Annotated in this window: 23 protein-coding genes and 1 pseudogene; 10 read left to right on the forward strand and 14 right to left on the reverse strand. The window is 59.8% G+C overall.

Going from position 1 to position 22818, the window contains the following annotated elements; genetic code table 11:
• Positions 1-9: 9 nt before the first annotated feature.
• Positions 10-897: a LysR family transcriptional regulator gene (locus tag AC5ZGW_RS02300; RefSeq protein WP_165435459.1), complete on the reverse strand. Its 888-nt coding sequence runs from the start codon at positions 895-897 to the stop codon at positions 10-12.
• A gap of 110 nt (positions 898-1007) precedes the next feature.
• On the opposite strand from AC5ZGW_RS02300, the gene AC5ZGW_RS02305 reads away from it, so the two are divergent.
• From AC5ZGW_RS02305 to AC5ZGW_RS02345, 9 genes and pseudogenes are all read left to right on the forward strand, one after another.
• Positions 1008-2015, forward strand: a complete 1008-nt coding sequence (locus AC5ZGW_RS02305) for a zinc-dependent alcohol dehydrogenase family protein (RefSeq protein WP_130228790.1) — start codon at positions 1008-1010, stop codon at positions 2013-2015.
• Positions 2016-2378: 363 nt separating this feature from the next.
• Positions 2379-3170, forward strand: coding sequence for an SDR family NAD(P)-dependent oxidoreductase (locus AC5ZGW_RS02310; protein ID WP_130228791.1), 792 nt, complete (start codon positions 2379-2381; stop codon positions 3168-3170).
• Between the two features lie 150 nt (positions 3171-3320).
• Positions 3321-4124, forward strand: coding sequence for an SDR family oxidoreductase (locus AC5ZGW_RS02315; protein WP_130228792.1), 804 nt, complete (start codon positions 3321-3323; stop codon positions 4122-4124).
• Positions 4125-4340: 216 nt separating this feature from the next.
• Positions 4341-5090 carry an SDR family NAD(P)-dependent oxidoreductase gene (locus AC5ZGW_RS02320; RefSeq protein ID WP_130228793.1) on the forward strand — a complete coding sequence of 250 codons (750 nt, stop codon included), beginning with the start codon at positions 4341-4343 and terminating at the stop codon, positions 5088-5090.
• Between the two features lie 111 nt (positions 5091-5201).
• Entirely contained in the window at positions 5202-6272 is a 1071-nt protein-coding gene (locus AC5ZGW_RS02325) for a sigma-70 family RNA polymerase sigma factor (protein ID WP_130228800.1), read from the forward strand.
• Between the two features lie 181 nt (positions 6273-6453).
• A pseudogene (locus tag AC5ZGW_RS02330) lies at positions 6454-6669 on the forward strand (aldehyde dehydrogenase family protein); the annotation flags it as partial.
• Between the two features lie 84 nt (positions 6670-6753).
• Positions 6754-7083, forward strand: a complete 330-nt coding sequence (locus tag AC5ZGW_RS02335; RefSeq protein WP_456641300.1) for an ArsR/SmtB family transcription factor — start codon at positions 6754-6756, stop codon at positions 7081-7083.
• The gene (locus AC5ZGW_RS02340; RefSeq protein WP_130228794.1) at positions 7080-7544 is read left to right on the forward strand and encodes an SRPBCC family protein; all 465 of its coding nucleotides are present in this window, start codon (positions 7080-7082) and stop codon (positions 7542-7544) included. Before AC5ZGW_RS02335 ends, AC5ZGW_RS02340 begins: the two co-directional genes overlap by 4 nt.
• A 104-nt stretch (positions 7545-7648) precedes the next feature.
• On the forward strand, positions 7649-8062 hold the full coding sequence (locus AC5ZGW_RS02345) for a GFA family protein (RefSeq protein WP_130228795.1): 414 nt from the start codon (positions 7649-7651) through the stop codon (positions 8060-8062).
• 566 nt (positions 8063-8628) lie between these two features.
• On the opposite strand, the gene AC5ZGW_RS02350 is transcribed toward AC5ZGW_RS02345, so the two are convergent.
• Positions 8629-9651 (reverse strand): zinc-binding alcohol dehydrogenase family protein, encoded by a 1023-nt coding sequence (locus tag AC5ZGW_RS02350; protein WP_130228796.1) that lies wholly within the window; start codon positions 9649-9651, stop codon positions 8629-8631.
• A gap of 104 nt (positions 9652-9755) precedes the next feature.
• Between AC5ZGW_RS02350 and AC5ZGW_RS02355 the strand changes: the two genes are divergently transcribed.
• Positions 9756-10139 carry a winged helix-turn-helix transcriptional regulator gene (locus tag AC5ZGW_RS02355; protein WP_130228797.1) on the forward strand — a complete coding sequence of 128 codons (384 nt, stop codon included), beginning with the start codon at positions 9756-9758 and terminating at the stop codon, positions 10137-10139.
• A 134-nt stretch (positions 10140-10273) separates the two neighbouring features.
• Here AC5ZGW_RS02355 and AC5ZGW_RS02360 read toward each other — a convergent pair whose 3' ends face one another.
• The 12 genes from AC5ZGW_RS02360 to AC5ZGW_RS02415 form a co-directional block, all read right to left on the reverse strand.
• Positions 10274-10438 carry a helix-turn-helix domain-containing protein gene (locus AC5ZGW_RS02360; RefSeq protein ID WP_165435460.1) on the reverse strand — a complete coding sequence of 55 codons (165 nt, stop codon included), beginning with the start codon at positions 10436-10438 and terminating at the stop codon, positions 10274-10276.
• Positions 10435-10620, reverse strand: coding sequence for a helix-turn-helix transcriptional regulator (locus tag AC5ZGW_RS02365; RefSeq protein ID WP_496113851.1), 186 nt, complete (start codon positions 10618-10620; stop codon positions 10435-10437). The genes AC5ZGW_RS02360 and AC5ZGW_RS02365 overlap by 4 nt, the downstream gene beginning before the upstream one ends.
• Positions 10621-10686: 66 nt before the next feature.
• On the reverse strand, positions 10687-11166 hold the full coding sequence (locus AC5ZGW_RS02370) for an integrase core domain-containing protein (RefSeq protein WP_496113862.1): 480 nt from the start codon (positions 11164-11166) through the stop codon (positions 10687-10689).
• Between the two features lie 70 nt (positions 11167-11236).
• A complete protein-coding gene (locus AC5ZGW_RS02375; RefSeq protein ID WP_496113852.1) occupies positions 11237-11848 on the reverse strand; it encodes a hypothetical protein in 612 nt (203 codons plus the stop codon).
• A 485-nt stretch (positions 11849-12333) separates the two neighbouring features.
• On the reverse strand, positions 12334-13311 hold the full coding sequence (locus tag AC5ZGW_RS02380) for a substrate-binding domain-containing protein (RefSeq protein ID WP_130222551.1): 978 nt from the start codon (positions 13309-13311) through the stop codon (positions 12334-12336).
• Positions 13292-14353: a hypothetical protein gene (locus tag AC5ZGW_RS02385; protein WP_130222552.1), complete on the reverse strand. Its 1062-nt coding sequence runs from the start codon at positions 14351-14353 to the stop codon at positions 13292-13294. The genes AC5ZGW_RS02380 and AC5ZGW_RS02385 overlap by 20 nt, the downstream gene beginning before the upstream one ends.
• A 40-nt stretch (positions 14354-14393) precedes the next feature.
• The gene (locus AC5ZGW_RS02390; RefSeq protein WP_130222553.1) at positions 14394-15851 is read right to left on the reverse strand and encodes a SidA/IucD/PvdA family monooxygenase; all 1458 of its coding nucleotides are present in this window, start codon (positions 15849-15851) and stop codon (positions 14394-14396) included.
• 4 nt (positions 15852-15855) lie between these two features.
• Positions 15856-17361, reverse strand: coding sequence for an amidohydrolase family protein (locus AC5ZGW_RS02395; protein WP_130222555.1), 1506 nt, complete (start codon positions 17359-17361; stop codon positions 15856-15858).
• The gene (locus AC5ZGW_RS02400; protein WP_130222557.1) at positions 17358-18275 is read right to left on the reverse strand and encodes a polysaccharide deacetylase family protein; all 918 of its coding nucleotides are present in this window, start codon (positions 18273-18275) and stop codon (positions 17358-17360) included. The genes AC5ZGW_RS02395 and AC5ZGW_RS02400 overlap by 4 nt, the downstream gene beginning before the upstream one ends.
• Positions 18272-19456 carry an amidase gene (locus tag AC5ZGW_RS02405; RefSeq protein WP_165435020.1) on the reverse strand — a complete coding sequence of 395 codons (1185 nt, stop codon included), beginning with the start codon at positions 19454-19456 and terminating at the stop codon, positions 18272-18274. The genes AC5ZGW_RS02400 and AC5ZGW_RS02405 overlap by 4 nt, the downstream gene beginning before the upstream one ends.
• A 25-nt stretch (positions 19457-19481) precedes the next feature.
• On the reverse strand, positions 19482-20966 hold the full coding sequence (locus AC5ZGW_RS02410; RefSeq protein WP_130222561.1) for a 4-hydroxyphenylacetate 3-hydroxylase family protein: 1485 nt from the start codon (positions 20964-20966) through the stop codon (positions 19482-19484).
• Between the two features lie 245 nt (positions 20967-21211).
• The gene (locus tag AC5ZGW_RS02415) at positions 21212-22552 is read right to left on the reverse strand and encodes an 8-oxoguanine deaminase (protein ID WP_130222563.1); all 1341 of its coding nucleotides are present in this window, start codon (positions 22550-22552) and stop codon (positions 21212-21214) included.
• Positions 22553-22818: the final 266 nt, after the last annotated feature.

The raw sequence follows: 22818 nt of genomic DNA on the forward strand, positions 1-22818 counted from the left end.
AGGGGCAATCTACGGGCCGTATTGCCGAGCGCACTGAGATCCAAGAAACTCAACGCAGGCGCCCTTGTTCGAAACGAACGGCGAGTGCGCGATCGATACGATCATTCCAAGGTTTACACGTTGGGCGCGAACAATCTTCACCTTATCTTTGAATTCTGCGGTGATTTTGCCTCGCGGCAGAATGCCTATACCTGCTCCCTTGTGGATCAGCGATACCTGAAGTTCGACGTCGTAGACCTCGGCCGCCAGGCGAAACTGACCTCCATCGCGCTCGATCAAAGTCTGGAGAGCGCGTCGCGCGCCGCATGATTTGTCGGGGAGCAGAACCCACGGATATTGAGAAAGTTGCTTTAGATTCGAATGTCTCGGCAAGGGGAGATCTTTTGGAGCGACGATCACGATCTCCTCCTTACCGACGACTTGTCCAACGGGAGTCGGAAGATCCGGGTCGTTGCCGGCGAACACCAAAATAGCCGCGTCGAGACGGCCGCCTTCGACTTGATCAACAAGCTCGGGGGTCCACCCGCTGGCCAATGACAGCTCGAGCCTCGGATAACGAAGGCGCAGTTGGTGCATCATTTCGGCCAGACCAGCATCGGCAAGTGAATGTGACACCCCGATTCGAAAAGGACCGGAAGGATCGGCGTCCGCGGCCACGGTTTGCTTGAGGTCGTCAATCGAAGCGAGCACGGCGCGAGCGCGATTTAGAACCACTAGCCCTGAGGCAGTTAGCGCTGGAGGCTTTACGCGTCGATCCAGAAGATCCGTCCGGAGCAAATGCTCGAGCCGCTGTATCTGCCGCGTTACGGCCGGTTGGGTGAGCCGAAGGCGTTCGGCGGATCGCTTAACCGATCCCGTGTCCGCCAGAAGAACAAAAGCTCTCATTTCGTCGAGCATATAAATTCTCGGCATTATCATCGTACAGATTATGCATTTGCATACAGAAGGGGCGCGGTCAATGTAGTCGCCGGCTGCGCTTTGTGCGCAGGCAGAACCGGGAGCGATCAATGAAGGCGATTACCATCCAACGTCACGGCTTCCAGGGGTTGGCTCCAGTCGAGCGCGAATATCGCGCGCCTCTCCGACGCGAGGTCCGGTTGCGGATGCGCGCCGTCAGTTTGAACTATCGTGATCTGGAAATCGTCTCCGGGACGTTTGCAACAGCTTACAATTTGCCATTGATACCGATCTCGGACGGCGTCGGAGAGGTCGTCGAGGTCGGTCAGGACGTCGCGCGCTTCAAGCCCGGAGATCGTGTCTGCTCGGCTTTCTGGGGTGAATGGAACGACGGCGGGTTCAATATCGCGAAGGCGGGGAAGTCTTTGGGCGGTCCCGGAGATGGCTTGCTGCAAGAACAAGTCACACTGGACGAGCAGCGATTGGTGAAGGTTCCCGACGCGTTATCGGACGGCGAGGCTGCCGCCTTTCCATGTGCCGGCTCCACCGCTTGGCAGGCGCTCGTTTCGTTCGGCCAGATCCGGCCGGGAGATGTAGTTGTCGTTCAAGGGACGGGAGGGGTCGCACTATTCGGCCTTCAAGTGGGGTTGATGGTCGGTGCGAAGGTGATCGTTTTGTCGAGCAGCGACAAAAAGTTGGAGCGAGCAAAGGCTCTAGGTGCTTTTGCGGGAGTTAACTACCGCGGAACGCCAGCCTGGTCGGACGAGGTCCTTGAGTTGACGGCGGGGCAGGGGGCCGACCATATTCTCGAAACTGGCGGACCTAGCAGCTTTGCCCAATCGCTCAAGGCAGTCCGTTCCGGGGGACGAATTAGCGTGATTGGATATCTGGGAGGGGCGCAGGGCAGTATCAATCCGCTGGATATCTTTCGTAAGCAGGCTGCGGTCCAGGGCATTCCGGTCGGTTCTCGTTCGTCGCTTGAAAGCCTGCTGAACGCCATGGCCGCGAGTTCGAGGAGGCCCATCCTCGACAGCACGTTCGACTGGAACGATGTTGTCCCCGCGCTCGAACGCCTGCATTCAGGTGATCATTTCGGAAAAATCGTCCTTACCTTTTGAGCGCCGCCCACCAAATCTGGCAGGGCAGAGCCATATGTACCGCTGTCAATGGTCATATGGCGTCAAAAATACTTTCGATCACCGATGAATTTTGCTCGCCACCCCGCTCCTCCGAGCGGAGCGAGTTTCGCCAGAACCGAGAACATCAAGGTTTCGAGTGTTCCTTAGCGGCGGCAAGCAGACCGGCGATGCTGCCGCTTGAGAGACCGCGCTCGCGATTGTTAGGTCGCCATCGCCCCTTCGCCAAAGAAGCGGATCACAAAATAATCGTGCGGCACCGATGAGTTTTGCCTGCCACTCCGGTCTTACGCACGAGGTCGCTCGGGATCACGGGCGAACAAGAGAACAAGCAGGAACACAGAGATGATGCTGAAGGACAAGGTTGCAGTGATCTACGGGGCTGGAGGCGCGGTTGGGGGCGCTGTCGCGCGCGCTTTTGCACGCGAAGGAGCCAAGCTATTTCTCACCGGCCGCAATCGAGCTTCGGTTGAAGCCGTCGCAAAAGAAATCGCTTTTGATGGCGCCGCGGTCCAAACTGCAGAAGTTGATGCTCTCGAGGAGGGGGCGATCAGCCGTCATCTCCAGTCGGTCATTGACGAGGCCGGTCGTATTGACATCTCTTTCAATGCCGTCGGGATCCCGAATACGAATTTGCAGGGGGTGCCTCTGGTCGATCTCGCGCTGGACCAGTTCTCGCGGCCAATCGTGACTTACACGGAAACGTACCTTTTGACCGCGCGGCAGGCTGCCCGCTGGATGGTTAAAAGAAAATCAGGTGTGATCATGACGGTCACCTCAACCCCCTCGCGAACCGGCATTCCGATGATGGGCGGGGTCGGTCCGGCCATGGCCGCCGTAGAAGCGCTCACCCGGAACTTTTCTGCCGAACTTGCGCGCGATGGCGTTCGAGTGGTTGGTCTTCGACCGCTCGGCATGCCGGACTCTGGTACGATTAGAGAAGTCTACGGCCTTCATGCCAAAGCATGGGGAATTTCCTGGGACCAGTTCCACGATTTGATCGCGAGCAGAACCCACACGCGTCGGCTGACGACCCTTGCTGAGATGGCAAACGCGGCTGCTTTCATCGCCTCCGATCAGGCGAGCGCGATGACTGGTACTATCGTTAACATGAGTCTGGGAGCCCTCGACGACTAGCGTCCTGCTTCGAATCTGCCAGCGTGGTCGTGCCGTTCGACCGCTCGATCCGGGCGGTCGGCGGACGGCGGAAGATGGTTGATCTGTTCTCGACTGCGATTTGTCGTATCGCGCCCCTCCGAGCGGGGCACAGTTTACTCAGGGGAATCCATGAAACTCACTGGTCGCACAATCCTCATCACCGGAGGTTCTGCCGGCATTGGTCTTGCGTTCGCGCTTAAGTTCGTCGAGCTCGGTAACCAGGTTATCGTGACGGGTCGGCGCAAGGCCGTGCTCGACCAAGTGAAGCTACAGTATCCGAAAATACAAACGATCCAGAGCGATGTCGCCGATCCAGCTCAGATTGCTGCACTTGCTGCACGCGTGAAGGAGGATTTCCCGCAGCTTGACGTGCTAATGAACAACGCCGGTATTAGCCTTTATAAGAACCTCAAGGGCACAGCAGCCGACATTGCTGGTTTGACAGTGGAGCTAAACGTCAACGCGGGTGGCGTGATCAGGATGACTTCCGCCTTCATCGACATGCTAAAGGCTAACAAAGGTACGCTCATCAACGTGTCTTCTGCCTTGGCATTCGTGCCCTTGCCATGCTTGCCGATATATTGCGCGACCAAGGCGGCGATCCACTCGTACACCCAATCGCTTCGCTTCCAGTTGGAGGAGACTGGTGTGGAGGTCATCGAACTCATGCCTCCGGCGGTCAAGACCGAGATGACGGCTGACCTTTGGGAAGACGATGGCATCACCATGATCACAACCGAACGGCTAGTGAAACAATCATTCGAGGGATTCAAAGCAGGCGTTCCCGAGATCCGGCCGGGGCAGTCGAAGCAACTCGCATTCATGCGCCGACTCGCGCCGAATTTTATTAACGGACAGCTCTGGAAGGCTTCCAGAAAACTCGTGCCCGCGGGAGTTAATGACTCCAAGCCAACGCGTCTATCTTACACCTGACGTATGCGTGGCCGCCTGCGGGCAATCTAAAGCGCCTTGAGCCGAAGTTCTTCTGCGAGCTGTTTGGAAGGCTCCCAAAGGCGTGGGGGCTTGGAGATGCGTATCACTCAGTAGGCCAACCTGCGAAAAAAGATGACCTCACCGATGAATTTCGGTCGTCGAGCCGGTCTTATTTATCGTCAGGCAGACATAAACGCGCAACGCTAGGAGAGTAGCATGCTTGCATTGACGGGCAAGGACGTCGTGGTGATCGGAGGTAGCCGAGGCGTGGGGCGCCGTATCGTGGAGGCAGCTCACAGCAACGGCGCGCGTGTATTTGCTGTCGCTCGGCAGGAGGGGGCCCTCAAGCGGTTGCAACAAGAACTGTCTGACGTCCAGATCATGTCGCTCGACGCAACGGACGACGATGCGCCCCGCAAAATATTCGACGTCCGCCAGCCGAGCGTCCTTGCCATTTGCGCCGGGGCTTTCCCGCCCGCCGCCCCACTCCATGAGCAGAGCTGGCAGGAGTTCGGGAGAAATTGGGAGGCTGACGTCCGGATAGCTTTTAACTTCTGTAAAGCAGCAATATTGCGCCCATTGCCGTTAGGGACCAAGATCATTCTGGTGTCGAGCGGCGCTGCTCTCGCAGGATCCCCGAACTCGGGTGGATACGCTGGCGCCAAGCGAACGCAGATGTTTATCGCAAACTATGCACAGAAGGAATCGGACCGTCTCGGGCTTGAGTTGCGGTTCATATCGTTAGCGCCGCGCATCATGCCGGATACGGACTTAGGAAGGCATGCGATCGCTGGTTATTCTCGCTATCTCGGCGTATCGCCCGCGGACTTCGTGCGGAGTATGGCCTCTCCGCCGACGTCATCGCACGTGGCGACCGCATTTATCGAGTTAGCCGCAAATACTGGGCCTATCGAGGGAAATACGTTCATCGTGTCAGGCCGGGGGCTCGAAGCAGTGCCTCAATGACCCCGGCTGGCGCTCGATATCAGCGTTCATTGCGCTGGCACAGTCTTCGAAAAGTGTATTCTGGCTGTCAGGACTTGAAGGATGTTGTCCGAATGCAAATATCCAGCTGCAATGACAGCAACTAAAGCGCCAAACTCAAAGGGAGAGTTGAATCGCCCCGACGATGCGTTTGGACGGCGCGTTGAGCCCTTTCGCCGTGAGCTTAAATTGCATTGCTATCGGATGCTTGGGTCCGTCCACGAAGCCGAGGACGCAGTCCAGGATACACTTTTGCGGGCTTGGCGTGGCTTTGATCGATTTGAGGGGCGAGGATCTTTCCGAGCGTGGCTGTATCAAATTGCAACGAACGTATGCCTGAATACTCTCGCAGCTCGAAAGAATGCTCCGCGCCTCCTCCCTAACGAATTGCTGCCTGCGGCGGGCATGCGCATGCCGGACGGTACGTCGGTTACGGACGTGCCGTGGCTAGAACCGTATCCGGACTCGTTCCTTGAGGGCATTGATGAGACGGCAAATCCCGAGGCGCGATATCTATCGCGGGAAGCTGTCCAACTCGCCTTCGTTGCCGTAATACAGGGCTTGCCTCCCCGTCAGCGAGCTGCGCTTCTGTTGTGTGACGTGCTGGGTTGGTCTGCGAATGAGGCTGCTACTCTCCTTGGCGGCTCAACAGCTTCGATCAACAGTATCCTGCAGCGGGCGCGCGAGACGCTTTCCAAGCGCTACCCCGATGGTCGCCCAGCAGCGTCGCGCTCGCCCAATCCGTTTGAGCAGGAACTTCTAAGTCGTTACTTGAACGCCTGGGAGCGGCTCGACGTCGACGGTCTTGTGGCTCTGCTTAAAGAGGACGCGACTTACACGATGCCGCCGAAAGCACAATGGTACGCCGGTCGCGCGGCTATCGGTAATTTCTTCGAATGGGCATGGAGAGCCTACGAGAGCTTTCGCCTAGTTCCAACGGCCGCTAACAATCAGCCCGCGTTCGCAGCATACTCTCGTGCCAGCAGTGAAACGCCTTGGACCGCACATTCCATCCATGTTCTTACGGTCGAGAACGGCGCCATTTCCACATTGACGCTCTTCGCAAAGCCCCTAGCGCGAAGTTTGTTTCCGGTTTTCGATCTTCCTCACATCATCCCCATCGTAACCGATGATTTTCCGAATCGAGACCAGGACCCGTATTAGGCGGCCGACGAGATCAGCCGGGCGGTCAGAGCAAGAAGGTGGCGCTTGGACGAGCGCTGATCCTCGGCACGCTACGTGTTATATTGGTTGAACCGTTCCAACGGCTCGCGCCCGCACTGGCGCAGCGATGCGCTGAGGCATTTCGCCGGCGTCACTCGCGAGACAAACCTGTTCGCTGCCGACGAAGGAGGCCGGTATACCCGACGGCATCTTCAACGTGGTTACAGGTTTTGGACCTAAGATCGGCAGCGAATTGATCGCGCATCCAGGCGTCGCCAAGATCACGTTTACCGGCTCGGATGCGACAGGTGCGAAAGTTTACGAGACGGCGGCGCGCAGTCTGAAGCGCGTGTCGCTCGAACTGGGCGGGAAGTCCCCGAATATCGTCTTCGAAGAACGCGTGCGAGCGATCGCTGTCCGAAGGCATCGGTCCCATTAATTAGCATTGACTAATGAATTAGTATTCGCTAATGATTTCTTTATGCATATCGCCACCCCCATCGATACGGTGATGCGCGCCCTTGCTGATCCAACTCGGCGCGCCGTGTTCGAGCGGGTGATCAGCGCCGGTGAGATTAGCGTAGTCGAACTGACGCGGGAGAGCGGGGTAACGCAGGGCGCCGTCTCCCAGCATCTGAAAGCTTTGAAGCAGGCTGGTCTGGTCGCCGAACGACCCGAGGGTCGAAAGGTCTACTATCGCGCCCAACCGGAGGGCCTCGCCCCACTTTTCGATTGGATGAGCCATTACGGCGTCTTCTGGCGCAATCGGTTCGCCAATCTTCGTACCCTCCTGAAGGAGATTGATCCATGACTGGCGCCGAATTGAAACCCGACACGCAGGAGATTGTGGTTGACCAGGTTTTCCCACATGCGCCTGAGACAATCTGGAAGACGCTGACAAATGGCGAGCTGATGAGCCGCTGGATAATGGCGCCGACGGGATTCGAGCCGGTAGAGGGCAAGCATTTTACATTCCAGACAAAACCGGCCGGTGCCTGGGATGGTACCATTCACTGTCAGGTGCTGGAGGTGAAGCGCAACGAACGCCTCACCTATGCTTGGAAGGGAGGGCACGAGGGGAATGTCGGATACGGCTCACTGTTGAATACAGTGGTCACATGGACGCTTTCGAGGGTCGAGAACGGAACGCGCCTTCGACTTGTCCATTCCGGCTTCGTCCTGCCAAGGAATGATACGGCTTACAAGAACATGGGCGAAGGCTGGAAAAAGGTTCTCAAGAACATCGGCAGCACTGCCGACGAGCAGGCTTGAGTGCGCAGAAGGCAATCGTCCTCGCGCACCCAGAACGGATGAGGAGGTTTGATGCTGCTTAAATTTTGTTTGCGCCAACGGCCATCCTATGAAGGTGAGAAGACATGAACGCGCCCTATACCGGTGGGTGCGCCTGCGGCGCGATCCGCTACAAAATGTTCGCCGAACCCGTAATGATGACCGATTGCCAGTGTCGTCAATGCCAGCGTGAAAGCGGCACGGGGCACTTATCGCACCTGATCTTTCCGCGCTCGGCTACGAGCATCCAAGGAGCAGCGACGCATTGGGAGTTGGTCGGTGATAGTGGCACTGTCAAAATACGCGCCTTCTGCCCCACCTGCGGATCACCGGTCTACGCGACGTTTCGCGACATACCGGATTACCTAGTTGTGCGCGCCGGGAGTCTTGATGATCCTAGTCGGTATAGGCCACAACAGGTCACATGGACGGCAGCTGGCTATGCTTGGGACCACCTCGATTCAGCTCTTCCGAAATTCGAAAAAATGCCCCCAGCGTGACACATGGGGTGCCTGCCTATGATCCCAGGGGAGCGGTCCAAATACTGGGTGTCGGTCCATTGACTGATGGGGAAAAACGCTCCCTGAATGACGAAGCAAGGCAGAAACTGTGAAGTTAGACGAGATCGACCACCAGACCGGCCTGTACTGTGCCTTCGATGCTCTCATTGCTGATGGAGAAATTTCTGACCTCCGCATAGCCCTGTGGGACGTTAGCGACTATCTTGCTTATCTCGGCCTTCACTGCACTAACGGCCATCCCGCCCCAGGATCAGCAGACTTGGTGCATGGCTATGCGGGTCCACCCGCCTGGAGGAGGAAGCGGACGTCATCGAATTTGACCGCGTACTTGCGCTGCCGACGGCTGGACGAAGGGCGCAGCTCGTCGACGATTGCAAACGCGAGGCGAAGTATCCATGTTATTGGAGGTCGCGTGCCGGACAGTTGGTTTGTCGGATCGCCGACTCATGGCCCAGCCTTGCGGGCCATGATCATTACACGTAAGAATAGTCAGCGTGACCGCCGGGGATTTCGCCGCGATCGGGCTGCAGCGAAATGACCTCGGCTCATCGGGCGCAAAGTCGGTCGAGAACAACCTTTCCCAGCATGCGGCCGCTCTCAACCAGCGCGTGTGCCTCCCGAAGTGAGGTGGGCGTGAGCGGGCCGAGCTCCGTCGTTGCCGTCGAGCGCAGGAGGTCGGCGTCGGTGAGCGAGGAGATTTCATCAAGGATCTTATGGTGGGCAATCATGTCGGCGCCACCGAAATGCTGCCGCGTCACCACATCCTCCCAATGCAACGATGCGCTCTTGGGCCGCAGAGGCGCGGCGTCGAGGGATGCGTGATTGGTGATCACGCCGATCTTGCCCCCTGGTGCAATGATCTTGGTGATCGCGGTCCAGTGCAGGTCCGTCTGATTGAGGGCGGCGATGTAGGTGATGTCCGGCGCGTCAATTCTAGCGAGCTCGTCTGTCATCGACTGCGAATGATCGATCACGTGGTGGGCGCCAAGCGAGAGGCACCAGTCACGGCTCTCGGGACGTGAAGCGCTGGCGATCACGGTTAGTCCGGAGAGGCGCCGTGCGAGCTGGATCAGCATCGAGCCGACGCCACCGGCGCCACCAATGATCAGCAATCCGCCCGCATCGTGTTGCTTTCCCAAGCCAACGCCAAGGCGGTGAAACAGCAATTCCCACGCCGTGAGCGACGTGAGGGGCAGAGCCGCCGCCTGCGCAAAGCTGAGCCGCGCCGGCTTGCGGCCGACGAGGCGTTCGTCGACGGCGTGGAGCTCGGCATTACCGCCGGGCCGGCTCAGACTGCCGGAATAGAAGACCTCGTTGCCAGGGCGAAAAATTGTGACCTCACTTCCGACGTCGACGACGATACCAGCAACGTCCCAACCAAGGATATCGACGGCATCGCCCATCAAGACCTGACCGAGACGGATCTTGGTGTCGACAGGGTTGACGGAGACGCCGCATACTGAGACCAGGAGGTCACGAGGACCCGGGACAGGATCCTTCTTGTCGGCGATCGTGAAGCACTGAGGATCGGACAGGGCGGCGCCTGGACGGTAAGTGATAGCTTGCATGTAATTTTCCCTCGACGCTGATCTGTCGGAGAAAATCGTTAGGTAGCTCGTCTTTGCTAGTACGGTCATTTGGCGTACTAGGTTTCCGAAAGGGAACTATCGGTATGAAGATCAAGCACTATTCAGACGTGCCGGGGTGCCCGGTGGAGGTGACCCTCGATCTCATCGACGGGCGCTGGAAAGGCGTCATGCTCTTCCATCTGCTTGATGCGGGATGCCTGCGGTTCAACGCGCTTCATCGTCGCCTGCCCGGCATTACGCAGCGGCTCCTGACCAAGCAGCTTCGTGAGCTCGAGGAGGTCGGGTTGGTTCTACGGACCGTCTATGCCGAGGTCCCTCCACGAGTGGAGTATCGCTTGACTGAGGAAGGCGAAAGCCTGAGGCCCCTCGTCGAAATGCTCTCGAAATGGGGAGAAGATAGACTGAACCGGCAACGCGCGAAACAAGCCCGCGCGCCGCTACTTTGCTCGAACAAAGCTCGCTCGTAAATGCAGGGCATAAGTCCCGAGCGAGGGTCATCTTTGAGCATGGATTGCGTCAATCAGTCACTTACCACACGAAGCAGCGCTAGCGGGATTTGCTTCGAGCTCATCGCAGAACTGGCGCGCGCGAGATCAGCAGGTCATCCGCCCGGCTTCTTCCAGCCGCGACGATACGCTCCGGGCGAAATACCGTGCAGACGCTTAAAGGCGTGAGCGAAGGCGTATTCGGAAGAATATCCGATCTGAGCAGCGATAGCGGCAAGTTGTAGATCGGAATCTCGCATGAGACGAGTAGCGATCATCATCCGCCACAAGTCAGATAAGCTGCGGGGGATTGGCCAAGCAGACTGGAAAACCGGCGCGCAAATGCGGCGCGCGAAAGCCCTGCTGCACTTGCAAGCGTCGCAACTGTCCATGGCTTTGCCGGTTCACTATGGATGCAGCCAAGGCGGCAGCGATTCGTGAGTCCTTTAGTGCTGCTGACCAACCGGCAGTATGTCTGCGATGGCTGCTCTCAGCCAGCCAAGTCCTAAGAATGTACAAGAACATCAGATCAAGAGAGCACAGATGGCCGTATCGGCTCCCGATAGCCCCCGATCAACCTCCGCTCCCAATAGTTCGATCGTTGTACGCAACTGCCATTGGGCACCAGCTTCCGCCGGGGAAATGCAACATCTCCGGCATCTCTTCGAGCAACGGGTGAAACCAAGAACGATCGAGCATATAGGCACGTGTGTGTACCGAAAACTTGAGCTCGGGCGTAGTGGTGATGAAGTCCGCCCAGGATGGGGCGTGAACTGATCGCACCGGTTCGCTGAACCGGGCGAGAAATCGGCGCGTCCTTGTTCAAGGATCGATGCGTTCTGACGTTATTGTAATAGTCGGCGTAGGATTGCAGAACCCGACGCAGATGCGCCTCGCCCAAAACAATGACGTGGTCCAAACACTCACGCTGGATCGATCCGATCAGCCGTTCGGCAAAGCCATTCTGCCAGGGCGACGCTGGTGCGGTAGGCGTGTCCCGGATGCCCATGGCGCGCAATCGGCGCGTGACGACGCTGCCATAGATCCGGTCGCGATCGCGGATGAGGTAGTGCGGAGCCTCATCCCAAGGAAATGCCTCCGTGATTTGACGTGCAACCCATTCCGCCGTCGGATTTGCTGCGATAGAGCAGATCGAAACCGACGGTGGGAACAACGAACAAGTCCATGGCGGCAATGTCCGGCGCGTGATTACACAAGAAGGTGCGCCATCCCTGGCTGGGTGGCCCGCGTCGCTTCACCATGTACTTGGCGACGCTGGACTGCGCGACCTCGAACCCGAGCTTGAGCAGTTCGCCGTGGATGCGTGGCGCGCCCCAAAGCGGATTTTCGACGCTGATCCGCCGGATCAACGCGCGCAACCTCGTGTCGATCGGCGGCCGCCCTCCGATCGGGCGCGACTTCCAACGCCAGTAGCCGCGAAAGCCGGCCCGGTGCCAACGCACGACCGTCTCGGGCCGGATGATCGTGAGGACCTGCAAAATCGATGGAAACCAGCGATACAGCTGAATGAAGAACCAGCGATCATCGTTGCTGAGCCGGACACGACCCCGCATCTTACGCCTCAAGACAATCAACTGATGTCTGAGCGCCGCATTCTCTGCTTCAAGTCGGCTCTTCGACTTGAGGGGCGAAGCCAAGACGGCCAGTACGAAACAGAGCAGCCCGATCATTCCGCCAGCTTAGGCGACTCCATTACGTCATCAACCCGGATAAGGTTTTCGGTACACACAGATGGATAGTTTGCGACGGGGCGGGCATCTCGGAAAGGTCGTCCTGACATTTGATTGATGGGTGACGAGAAGTGATGCGCGATTCAGGGCCCGGTCCGCTTTTCTGCGCGGATCCTAGCGAGCAGATTTTGGTGCAAACCGGACATTCGGCCGGACCGGAGAGTCTCAGAAGGGAGAGAAGCGGTCATTCCGAACCGCCTACCGCCCTCGATGTGTGGTGGTCTTTCAACGCGCCGCCTCGCGAGTAAAGCTACCCTCCGGTAGGAAAACAGGCTTCCGAAATAGTGGGTTTAGCGACGTGGCGGACGGACCTCTGCTACATCCTCTGCCAAACGACGATGTTCTGCCATCCGGCGTGCTCAGTGCAAGGCGTGCTCCGAGGCGAGTGGCGCAGGCAATATCCCGATGCGTCCCTCTACGAATTACTAAGTGGTAAGGAGATCTGGTTGAGGAAAGAACTCCTCGGGCAAAAGCTTTCTGGAGATGAGGCCATCCTCGAACATGTAGCGGCTGACAACGTCGAGCGTTGAGCGATTCTTTGCGAGGCCAACCGGCCAGTAGTCGCTGCCGAGCTGCTGCTCAGCGAACATCAGGTTCTCGAGCTGCCACGGCAGCATCGTACTCAGCGCCGCCGAATCGAACAGTCGCTCCCTGGCGATCGCTTGAGCCTTGGCGAAACCATCGAACACGGCCATCGCCAGACCCGGGTTGGACTCGGCGATGGTTCGCTTGATGGCGATGAGGTGCATGGGTGGAAAAATCCCGGTCTTGGAGAAATACGCGAGCTCTGCCTCCATGGGATTTTCGAACAGGCGGGTCACCATAGGAGTGCGCCAGGTGCTCGGTGCCCGCGCGGTGTATAAAGCGTCGATCTCGCCCTCCGCCAGCAAGACGGCGAGGCTCTTGTCGTTCCTTTGCTCGTGCTTGAAGCGGTCGGGATAGAATTGCGGATGCTCGTCGCCACTGCGGGCGCTTTCCAGGCCACCCGACACGTAGATCGGCGAGGTGCGCGGCAGTCCGAAATAATCCTGAAAGATGCCGCGCAGCCAGACGGCGGCGGCCATGTCGAACACGGGCATGCCGATGCGCTTGCCGGCGAGATCGGCTGGTGTCCTGATCCGCTTTGACGTGTTGACGAAGACGTTCGAGAAGCGGAAGTGTCGCGAGGGAAACACCGGCACCGCCACATAAGGCCGCTCCGGGCGTTCGAGCGACCTCAGATAGGAAGTGATCGGAAATTCGCAGCAGTCGAAGGTGTGTTCCGTCAACTGCTTGTTGAATAGCGCTTGCACGCCCATCAACGTCACGTCGGCTTCGACGCCGGCGATCGATACTTCACCATTCGCGATCGGTCGGGTGCGATCGGAATCGCTGAGCCCTATTTTAAGAGACAAGGCTGCCATATTTTCTGCTTTCTTCGACGTCGAGGTGGTTGGAGGCCAGCCGTTTGACGAGAACGTCGAGCAGCTCCGGCAATGCGAGCGGCGTCGCATTGGCGCCGCCGCGTGCGTAGATGGCGGTTGCCTTCGAGATGTCGATCCCCAGCCGCTGCGACAGGCGCTGAACGGCCAGCTTGCAGTCGTCCGGCATCGGCAGGCAGGCGATCTTCTGCCCTGCGGCAAGATGATCGTTGGCACCGATCAGTTCGAGGCGCCTGCTTCCGACCTTGCGCAAGGACGTGACGCGGTGAGCGGCGCGCTCGCCGCGCGACAGAACGAAGCTGCGATGGGTGAGGCCCGGCGCAACCCATGAAATAATGTCGCTATAGTGATGGCCGATCCGCGCGACGACGTCAGCCAGGATGCGTGCCATTTCGTTGTGCATCATGACATAGTGCCGGCGCTCTTCGTCGCCCCATTTCCAGCGGGTCGCCGTGACTTGCACTGCGGTCGAGTCCGCCCTCCAGGGCGACACGGCGTTGCCCCTGTTCTCGAACAGGCCGGGATCGTCATAGGCTACCGCCGGTGAAGGTTTTCCGCGATATTCGACGATATGCTCGTAGGGGACGACGGCCATGGGCTCCGAGATCACCATTCGGTGCAGCACCGTGCCGCTGTCATTGGCGAGCGGCGAGAGATTCAAGACCTCCGGCGAAAATGGAGGTTCGAGGCGAGCCTGCAGTTCCTGTGGAAGGTATGTACGCTTCGTCGGACGGAAGCCTTCATCCAGCAGCCGCTGGTTGATCGCCATATGTTCGGTCGAAAATGGATACGGCTTGGTCTTGGTGCAGGGCATGAACAGCAGCACGTGACGGCGCGCCGACGGCAGCTTGGGCTGATATTCGTTCTGAATGAATTGCAGCCATTCGGCGATACGTGGATGCTTCAGCGAATCGACATTGTCCTGTGGACTGTAAAGACAAAGCGTTCGGTCGAGCTCGAAGGGGCTCTGTATCTTCAGCGTTGACTCCAGAATGCGCTTGGATCGGTCCTCGACGCTCACCATGGCAATGTATTCCTTGCAGCCTTGCAGGGGCGGGTATCACTCATGCGACGTTTCCCCGAGTTTCGCGCTTAAGCAGAGCAGCGGGGTCAAGCTCTTGTTCGTCGTAGTCGAGAAGCGACTGGAGATAGGCGTCGGCGTCCTCAACGAACAGGTTGCGGCTGACGCCCGCAGCGATACGATCGAGGCCGAACTTGAGCGCGGAGATGCCCGCGGAGCAGGCAAGGCTCGGCATCGCCGCAAAGGTGTAGCTGAAGATGTTGGCGAGATACGGCGCCGATCCCGCGACCTTCTCGGTGAACTGGAAACTGGGTGACAGATAAGGGTAGGCGCCGAGTTGCGGATGCTCGTCGCCGGCCGGCGGCTGATAGCGATCGGACCAGCGCGCGATCTTGTCATGGAAGCGGGCCAATTCCGGCCGCGTGGCGAGATCGACGGTGAATCCGGTGCCAACGATCAGGAAATCAAAGCTCTCCGTTCGCCCCGAATTGTTCAGCGAAATCTTCCCGGCATCGAAGCCGACGCGCTCAAGCTGATAGCCGAGCTGCACGAAGAAATTGCCGTGACGAACGCAGCGGTCGAACGTGTCCTGCGGAGGTGGCTGATTCATGTCGAAGATGATCTTCATGAAGCGCCATTTGTGGGCGTCATCGAGGTCGCCGAAATGGCGCAGGAAGCCCGCGAACTCCGTCCACCGATTGGGATTGACGGTTGGAAGCTTGTTTCTCCGAGCGAGCAGATGGACCGAGGCCGCGCCGTTCTCGAGCGCCATGGCGGCGTTGTCGAACGCTGAGGCGCCGGCGCCGATCACGGCGACTCTCTTTCCGGCCAGTGCGGTAAAATCGATCGGCTCCGCTGTATGGGCGTAGCGCTCTCGCGGCAAAGCCTTCGCGATCACGTCGGGCACGGCCCATCGGCCAGATCCTTCGATTCCGGTGGCGAGCACCACGTTGCGGGCAAGCAGCCTCTCGGCCGCCCCGTTGACGCGCGCGTGGACCGCGAGCAGACTATTGGCGAGTGGTTCGATATCGGTTACCTCGGCCCCGTTGCTCACTTCCATACCGATGGTGTTGCGTACCCAGCTCAGATAGGCCTGCCAGAGTTCGCGCGGGATCTTGTTCAATTCCGCCCAGGAAGTCTCGCCGTAGCGCGCTTCCCACCAGGCACGGACCGAGAGGCTGGGAAGACCGAGATCCGGGCCGGTCACGGTCTTTGGCGTTCGCAGCGTGTGCATGCGGGCGAATGTCAGCCACGGACCTTCGAGACCGGCAGGATTCCTGTCGAGCACGCGAACGGTGGTCACCCGCTCGCGCAGGAGGCGGAACGCGATCGACGTTCCACTTTGGCCGCCGCCGACGATGACGGCGTCGTGCACGGGCTCGCCCTCGTGGTTATGGGGAATCGTCCATTGCCGGGCCGGGTATCCGAGGCAATCCAGCTCAAAGCGAACGCGCCGTTCGAGCTCGATCAGGGCGTCACTTGCTTTATTCGTTGCAAGCATCAGGCTATCTCGTCTTCAGTGGAATACGCCGTTCGATCGGAAGCGGCTCCTGCGCCTTCGATTGGGCGAAGGCCACGACATGGGGTTCGAGCCGGCCGGCAAGGGTTCGGGCGTCGTGCGTTGCGGCCGAGAGCTTCGCGAGGCTTTCGGCGACCCGGCTGCGCAGTTCCCGCGTGTCGACCGAAACGATCTTCCGATCGACGACCTTGAATTCGCCGCCGACCATGACGTCCGTCACCGCGGCGGAGTCCGCGCTCGTCACCAACTGGTTGAGGGGGGCGGTGGCGGGAATGAAATCGATGTGGTTCAGATCAAGCAGGGCGAGGTCTGCGCACGCTCCCTGTTCCATCCGCCCACATGCCTCGAGGCCCAGGATCTGCGCGCCACCCCGGGTCGCGAGCTGGACGACTTCGCTGGCTAGCAGCCACTCGTCACGTGAGCCGACGAAAACCTGGGCTGAGAAGGAGGCAAGCCGCATCGCCTGCAGCATGCTCAGGGAGTCGGAGGAGTTTGCGCCATCGGTCGCCAGCCCGACATTGATGCCGCGCGCCAGCATCGGCCTGACATGGGCGATGCCAGATCCGAGTCGGAAATTGCTTGCGGGAATGTGCGCAACCGAGCAGCCGTGCTCCGCGAGCAGATCGAGGTCGTCATCGTCGAGCCAGACGCCGTGCGCGGCCGTGAATTTGGGCCTGAGCATGCCGAGGTCGGCAAGATAGCGGACTTGGGAGCGGCCATAGATCTTGCGGGCGGCGACCGCCTGCAGCCGCGACTCTGCGATATGCATGTGGATTGGCAGCCCGTGGCGTTCGGCGATCTCCATGCAGCGTTGCAGGAAAGGCTCCGAGCAGTGATGCGGGATCGTCGGTGCGATGGCGATCGAGATGCCGTTGGGGAGTTGCGCTTGCGCGGCCACGATTTCTTCCATGGCCGCAAGCGTCCTATCGCCGCCTGCGAGGGAGAAGTTGCCGACCGACGCGCGCAAGTCCGGCGGCAGCGCGTCCGCCAGCCCCGGGATCGACTGGAACAGGGTCTGGTCGGCGATCATCGGCGCGAGCGCGGCGCGCATTCCGGCATCGGCGTAGGCTCGCGCGGCCGCCATGAAGCCTTCTACGGTCGGCCGCGGAAACTCGTAGACGAGATCGAAGCAGGCGGTGCAGCCCTTCGTCAGCATGTCGATGGCGCCGACCAGCGTCGACAGATAGATCGTCTCCGGATCGCGCGGGCCGGCGAGCCATGGTCCGTTCGTCAGCGACGCCTCGAGTGTCCACCTTTCGGCGATGCCCTTCATCAGATTGGCGTGGCCATGCGTGTGGGAGTTGACGAGACCGGGGACGATCAGCCGATCGCTGACATCGCGCCGCGTTGCTGAACGCGCAGGTGTCGCGCCGGTTGTTCCGATCCAGGCAAGCCTGCCGTCTTCGATCAGCAGATCCTTTCGATCGACCGTTCCGGATGCCGGATCGACGACGAGGCCTCCCGATAGCAAGAGACGTTCCTGCGCCGTCATTGACCTTGTCCTGGGGGATGGGTCGCAATCCAGTGCCGGGCGATGTCGCTACGGCCGGCGAACCAGACGGATTCATGCTTCGCCGCAAAATCGAGAAACCGGGTGATGGCCTCAAACCGGGCCGGCTGGCCGGAAATTCTGCTGTGCAGGCTGATCGTCATCATGCGCGGATGGCGGCGGCCCTCTTCATGGAGCACGCGCATGGCCGACGAAAGATGGTCGAAGAAATCGTTCGCCGTTCCGAGCTTTGCGGTCGCAAGCCGATTGTCGTTGTTGGTGAAGCTGTGTGGAATGACGAGATGGGGACGTTCCCCGACTTTCACCCAGTAGGGCCAGTCGTCAGCATAGCTGTCGGAATCGTAGAGAAAGCCGCCATGCTCGACCAGAAGCGCGCGGGTATGCCGGCTCGGCGAATAGCGGCTTTGCCAGCCGAGCGGACGGCGTCCGACCGCCTGCTCGAAGCCGGCCACGGCCCGGCCAATGGCGCTTCGTTCTTCGGCTTCGCTCATCAGAAAATGCCGGACGAAACGGTTGCCATGGCAGCACAGGTCGAAGCCGTTTGCCTTGATCGCCTCCGCAGCGTCGGGGTTGCGCAACAAGGCCTGCGCGCAGGCGTTGACGGTGAGCGGGATGTTGCGTTCGGCCATGGTGTCGACGATCCGCCAGAAGCCGACCCTCGCGCCATATTCGAACAGCGATTCGGCGACGAAATCCCGTATTCCCGTCGGGACCTCCTGCGCGATGCCGTCGGTCAGCGCCAGTTCCGTTGCGCCGTCGCCATCGGGAATCGATGGTTCGGCGCCTTCTTCGATGTTGAGGACGATCACGATTGCCAGCCGCGCGTCGTTGGGCCAACGCGGCCTCGGCGGCCTTCTGCCGTAACCGACGAAATCCCGGTCGTCGTGGGCTTTCATTGTCCGCCCGAAGCTGCCGGCAAGGCATCGCCGATCTCGGCGGCAAGATCGAGCAAGAACTGATCACCGCGCGGACCTGCGATGAACGATAGTCCGACCGGACAGCCATCGACGGTGATCGCCGGGATGTTGACCTGTGGCAGCCGGCACAGGCTGGCGATACAGGTGAGGGCCAGCGTCCTTTCGCGGAATTCGATCTGTGCCGAAACGGGAGCCTCGCGAAGTGGCGGAAGATCGTGCGCGGTCGGAATCATCAGCACGCCGTCGTTTCCGAGCAGCGATACCAGCCGGTCCGTCAGTTGTTCGCGGCGCGCCACCGCGACTGCGAACTTTGCGGAGTCGACGCGCGATGAAAGCTCGATCCGGTCGGCCACTGCGGGACTCAAGGTTCGGCGCGGCATTGTGGCCCACGCGCCGAGCGTCGACCAGAGATCTTGGAGTTGCAGTGGCCTGAACGTGTCAAGCCAGAACTCGGCACCTTCCTCGAACAACGCAACTTCAGTCGCCTCGCCAAGCGACTTTGCCACGGGCAGAAGCGCCTCGCCGATCTCGCGCACGGGGACGTCGAACGCGTCGCGCGCGAGCAGCAGGCGGGCCGGCTTGAACGGTCCGCTCGCTCCGAAGTAGATCTCGCCGACGCGTTTTATCGTCGCCGCATCGCGCGCGAGCCAGCCGACGGAATCAAAACTCGGCGCCATCGCCATGATGCCGGCGACCGACAAACGGCCGTAAGTTGTCCGCAGGCCATAGAGGCCGCAGAAGCTTGCGGGCACACGGATCGAACCGCCCGTGTCGGTGCCAAGCGCGAAGTCGCAAAAGCCGGCTGCGACGGCAGACGCCGAACCACTGGAAGATCCGCCGGGTACGCGCGCCGGTGCCTTTGGATTGATCGGTATCCCGAAATGCGGATTCATTCCGAACATGCCGCAGGCGAGTTCGTCGGTGTGGGTCTTTCCAACGAGGTGCGCGCCAGCCATCAACGGGGCCAGCACGGCCGGCGCGGTCGCGACGGCCGGATCGGCGTCCCGCAGCCGATCCGGATTTCCCCACGCCGTCTTGTATCCGGCGACATCCATCAGATCCTTGGCCGCAAAAGACAGGTCCGAGAGCGCTCCATGCTGGACCAGCCTGAGCGAAGAGGGGCCATGCTCCACGAATGCCAGATGCCTGATCTCTTCCATGCTGACCATCGATCGCACTGCCCGGCTACTCTGCGGCATCCGAAAGCTTCAAATCGCCTTTCGGCAGATCATAGGAACTCATGAACCGGTCGACGGGGCCCTTGACATTATCCCAGTCGAAAAACCGGAAGCTGTTTCCGCGCGTCACGAACGGCGCGCCGGAATAGAACATTTCATATTGCAGATGGCGCGAGCCGAATTCAGACCCGACCGCATCCCAGGCAAGCTTCATCAGCTTGACGCGCTGCTCTGACGTCGTGATAGGCGAACGCTGCGTCTTGTGAATGATGGCATTGGTTTCAGGGGTTACGAAATCGGCATAGGATGAAGGTACCATGATCAAGCCGCCGCCCGAGAGCGAACGGATCGCTTCCACGATCTCCGGATAAGTGTTCTGCGCGATGACCTGGGCCGTGCAGAGCAGGGAGCGGTCCGGCACGTAGAACTCCCCGAAGGTCTCACCCTTCATCTCCATCGCGATCACGAGCGCTTCGATGTTACTCACCTTGGCCGCCATCAAACCCAACGTGTCGCGCACCTGCGGAAAGTTGATGATGTTGTTGATCTCGGCGATCTTGCGCGCCACTCCCAGCAGGAACCGCAGCTTCACCATCAGGCGGACCATGCATTGATAGTTCTGGAAGACGTGCGCGCGGGTGTCGTGCCACTGGGCCTGGGCCATCTTAAGGTCCTTGAACACGAAGACGCGGTCCCAGGGTATCTTGACGTCGTCGAAATGGACGACGGCGTCATTCTCGTCGAACCTGGAAGAGAGTGGATAGTCGAACGTCGAAGTGGCATTCTGCTCGTAGCTGCGGCGGGACATCAGCGTCAATCCCTTGACGCCCAATGGCACGACAGCCGTGAAAGCGTAGGCTTCGTCGCCGGCCTGCAGCGCCTGAAAGCCCGAGATCAGAAGCTCGTTCGCCATCACGCCGCTGGTCGCCAGCATCTTGGCGCCACGGATGGTGATGCCTCCGCTGTCCTCGTCGACGATAGAAGCCACGAGATGTGGATCCGGCTGCTCGCCTGCTGATTTTCCTTTGTCCGATTGTGGATTGATGATGACGTAGGACAGGAAAAGATCGTTGTCCCGGGCGTACTGGAAATACGCTTCCATTGCGGCCGCGCGGGCGGGATGATGATCGCGGAAGGCGGCAAGTCCCATCCGGAAGCCTGCGAGCGTGGACGCCACGTGGTCGGGCGATCGGCCGATCATGCCGCACGACAGTGTCGACCAAGTCTCGATGGCGTGTCGCCGCCTCACGAGGTCGCCATAGGTCTTCGGAAGCTGCCACGCCAGATTCACCCGCTCGCCGCTGGTCGGTGACTGGAACGTCATCAGATCAAGGTTCTCCGGCGCGGCCTGGAAGTCGTACAGTCCGGCGACCGTCTCGATGACGTTGCGAAAGCTGAGGTCGGTCGTGATATCCGCGACCTTTCGTCCGTCGATGTAGATCGAGCGATCGTCGCGCAAACTAGAAAGATAAGCGTTTCCGTCTTTGGCCATGCAAGGACTCCGCAAAATTGTGCTGGAATCCGACGCCAGGCATTTACCCATTGCAGCCGGAAGCGTCGTTGACACTAGTGTTCGCGAAGATCGGTGGTCAAGCTGAACGGTTGGGCAGTGCGATAGCCGACTCTTCCAGAGTTTTTCGCGCGCTATCGAATGGTGTGGTCAGGAATTGAGCATGAAGACGCGAAATTGTGTGCAGTTGCGTGCGGCCAGCTCCCTCATGCGTCGCTATTCCACAGCTAGATTTTGGTCAGAAATGCCGCCGCAGCCCTGCCATGCTCGTATCTCAGCTTCGCGATATCGATCCCGACCGGCGCTCCGTCCGTGACGCGCCATTTGCCCTTGATCATGACGCGATCCGCCCGATGCGCGCCGCAGAGAACCAGAGCCGCGATCGGGTCGCCGGCTCCTGAAAATCTCAGTTCTTCGAGCGTGAAGCAGGCAAGATCGGCCTGACGGTCAACTTCGATCTTGCCGATATCACTGCGTCCAAGGCATCGGGCGGAGCCTTCTGTCGCCCACCTGAACGCATCGAGGTGGGTGACCTCGGATGCGTCGTAGGCGAGCCGTCCAAGCAGGAATGCGTGGCGCACCGATTCCATCAGGTTCGAACTGTCGTTCGAGGCAGAACCGTCGACGCCGAGGCCGACGGTCGCGCCCGCAGCTTCGAGATCCCTGGTCCGGCAAATGCCTGATGACAGCACCATGTTGGAGGTCGGGCAGTGACAGATGCCCATGGCGTGTGCGCCCAGTCGCGAGATTTCGGCGTCATTGAAGTGGATGCCGTGTGCGAGCCAGACGCGTTCATTCATCCAGCCGACCTGTTCGAGATAATCGAGCGGACGGCAGCCATAGTGGTGGAGGCAGTAATCATCCTCATCATGCGTTTCGCCGAGATGGGTGTGGAGCAGGCAGTGATGCTTCGAAGCCAGTGTAGCCGTGTCGATCATCATCTGGCGCGTGACGTTGAACGGCGCACACGGCGCCAGTGCAACGCGCAGCAGCGAGCCTTCGCGAGAATCGTGATACTTGGCCAGCACCCGCTCACAATCGGCGATCGCCGTATCGTGATCCTGCATCAATCGTTCGTCGGCAATGCCCCCTTTCGCAAAGCCGAGATTGATGGCGCCGCGCGTCAGCGTCATCCGCATTCCAAGCCGGGAGGCTTCTTCGGCTTCGATGTCGACGGCGTCAGCCATGTCTTGTGGGAAAACGAACAGATGGTCGGACGCGGTGGTGCAGCCGGACATCAACAGTTCGGTCAGCGCCACACGAACCGCGAGCCGGAAGCGGTCGCGGTCGAGATAGGACCCCCAGATCGGGTAGAGCTGCTTCAGCCACGGAAACAGCGGCTTGTTGATCGCCTGAGGATGGGCGCGCGTCAGTGTCTGGAAGAAGTGGTGGTGCGCATTGACGAGGCCAGGAATGATCACGTGCTGGCGTGCATCGAATATCTCATCGCATGGCGTTGTCGGGCCGTCCGGTCCGACCAGTTCGATGATCTTTCCGCCCTCAATGACAAGCCCGCGCTTGCCGCCATCCGCCAGCATGGCAATCGGATCGCGAATCCAGGTTTTCATCGGGTCTGCACCGCTAGACCGGCTTCTTGTGCGCGAGCGAGCGGTTTGATTCCGTTGCAAGAAACAGCTCGGCGTTCGACACAGGGCATTCTTGACCTCCGCAAATCCGATTGGTCGGAGAGCAAGACGGATGCCAGACACTATCGAGCTCATTCCGCGGTAAGGCACCGCCGCGACATCGCTCAGCGAAATGTGGTGCCGGCCGTCAACCTCGCGGCGGCGGTGGGTAAGCGAGGCGCCTGTCGGTTGTCGATCCGCCGTTCTCC

Source organism: Bradyrhizobium sp. Crot121 (assembly GCF_059512385.1).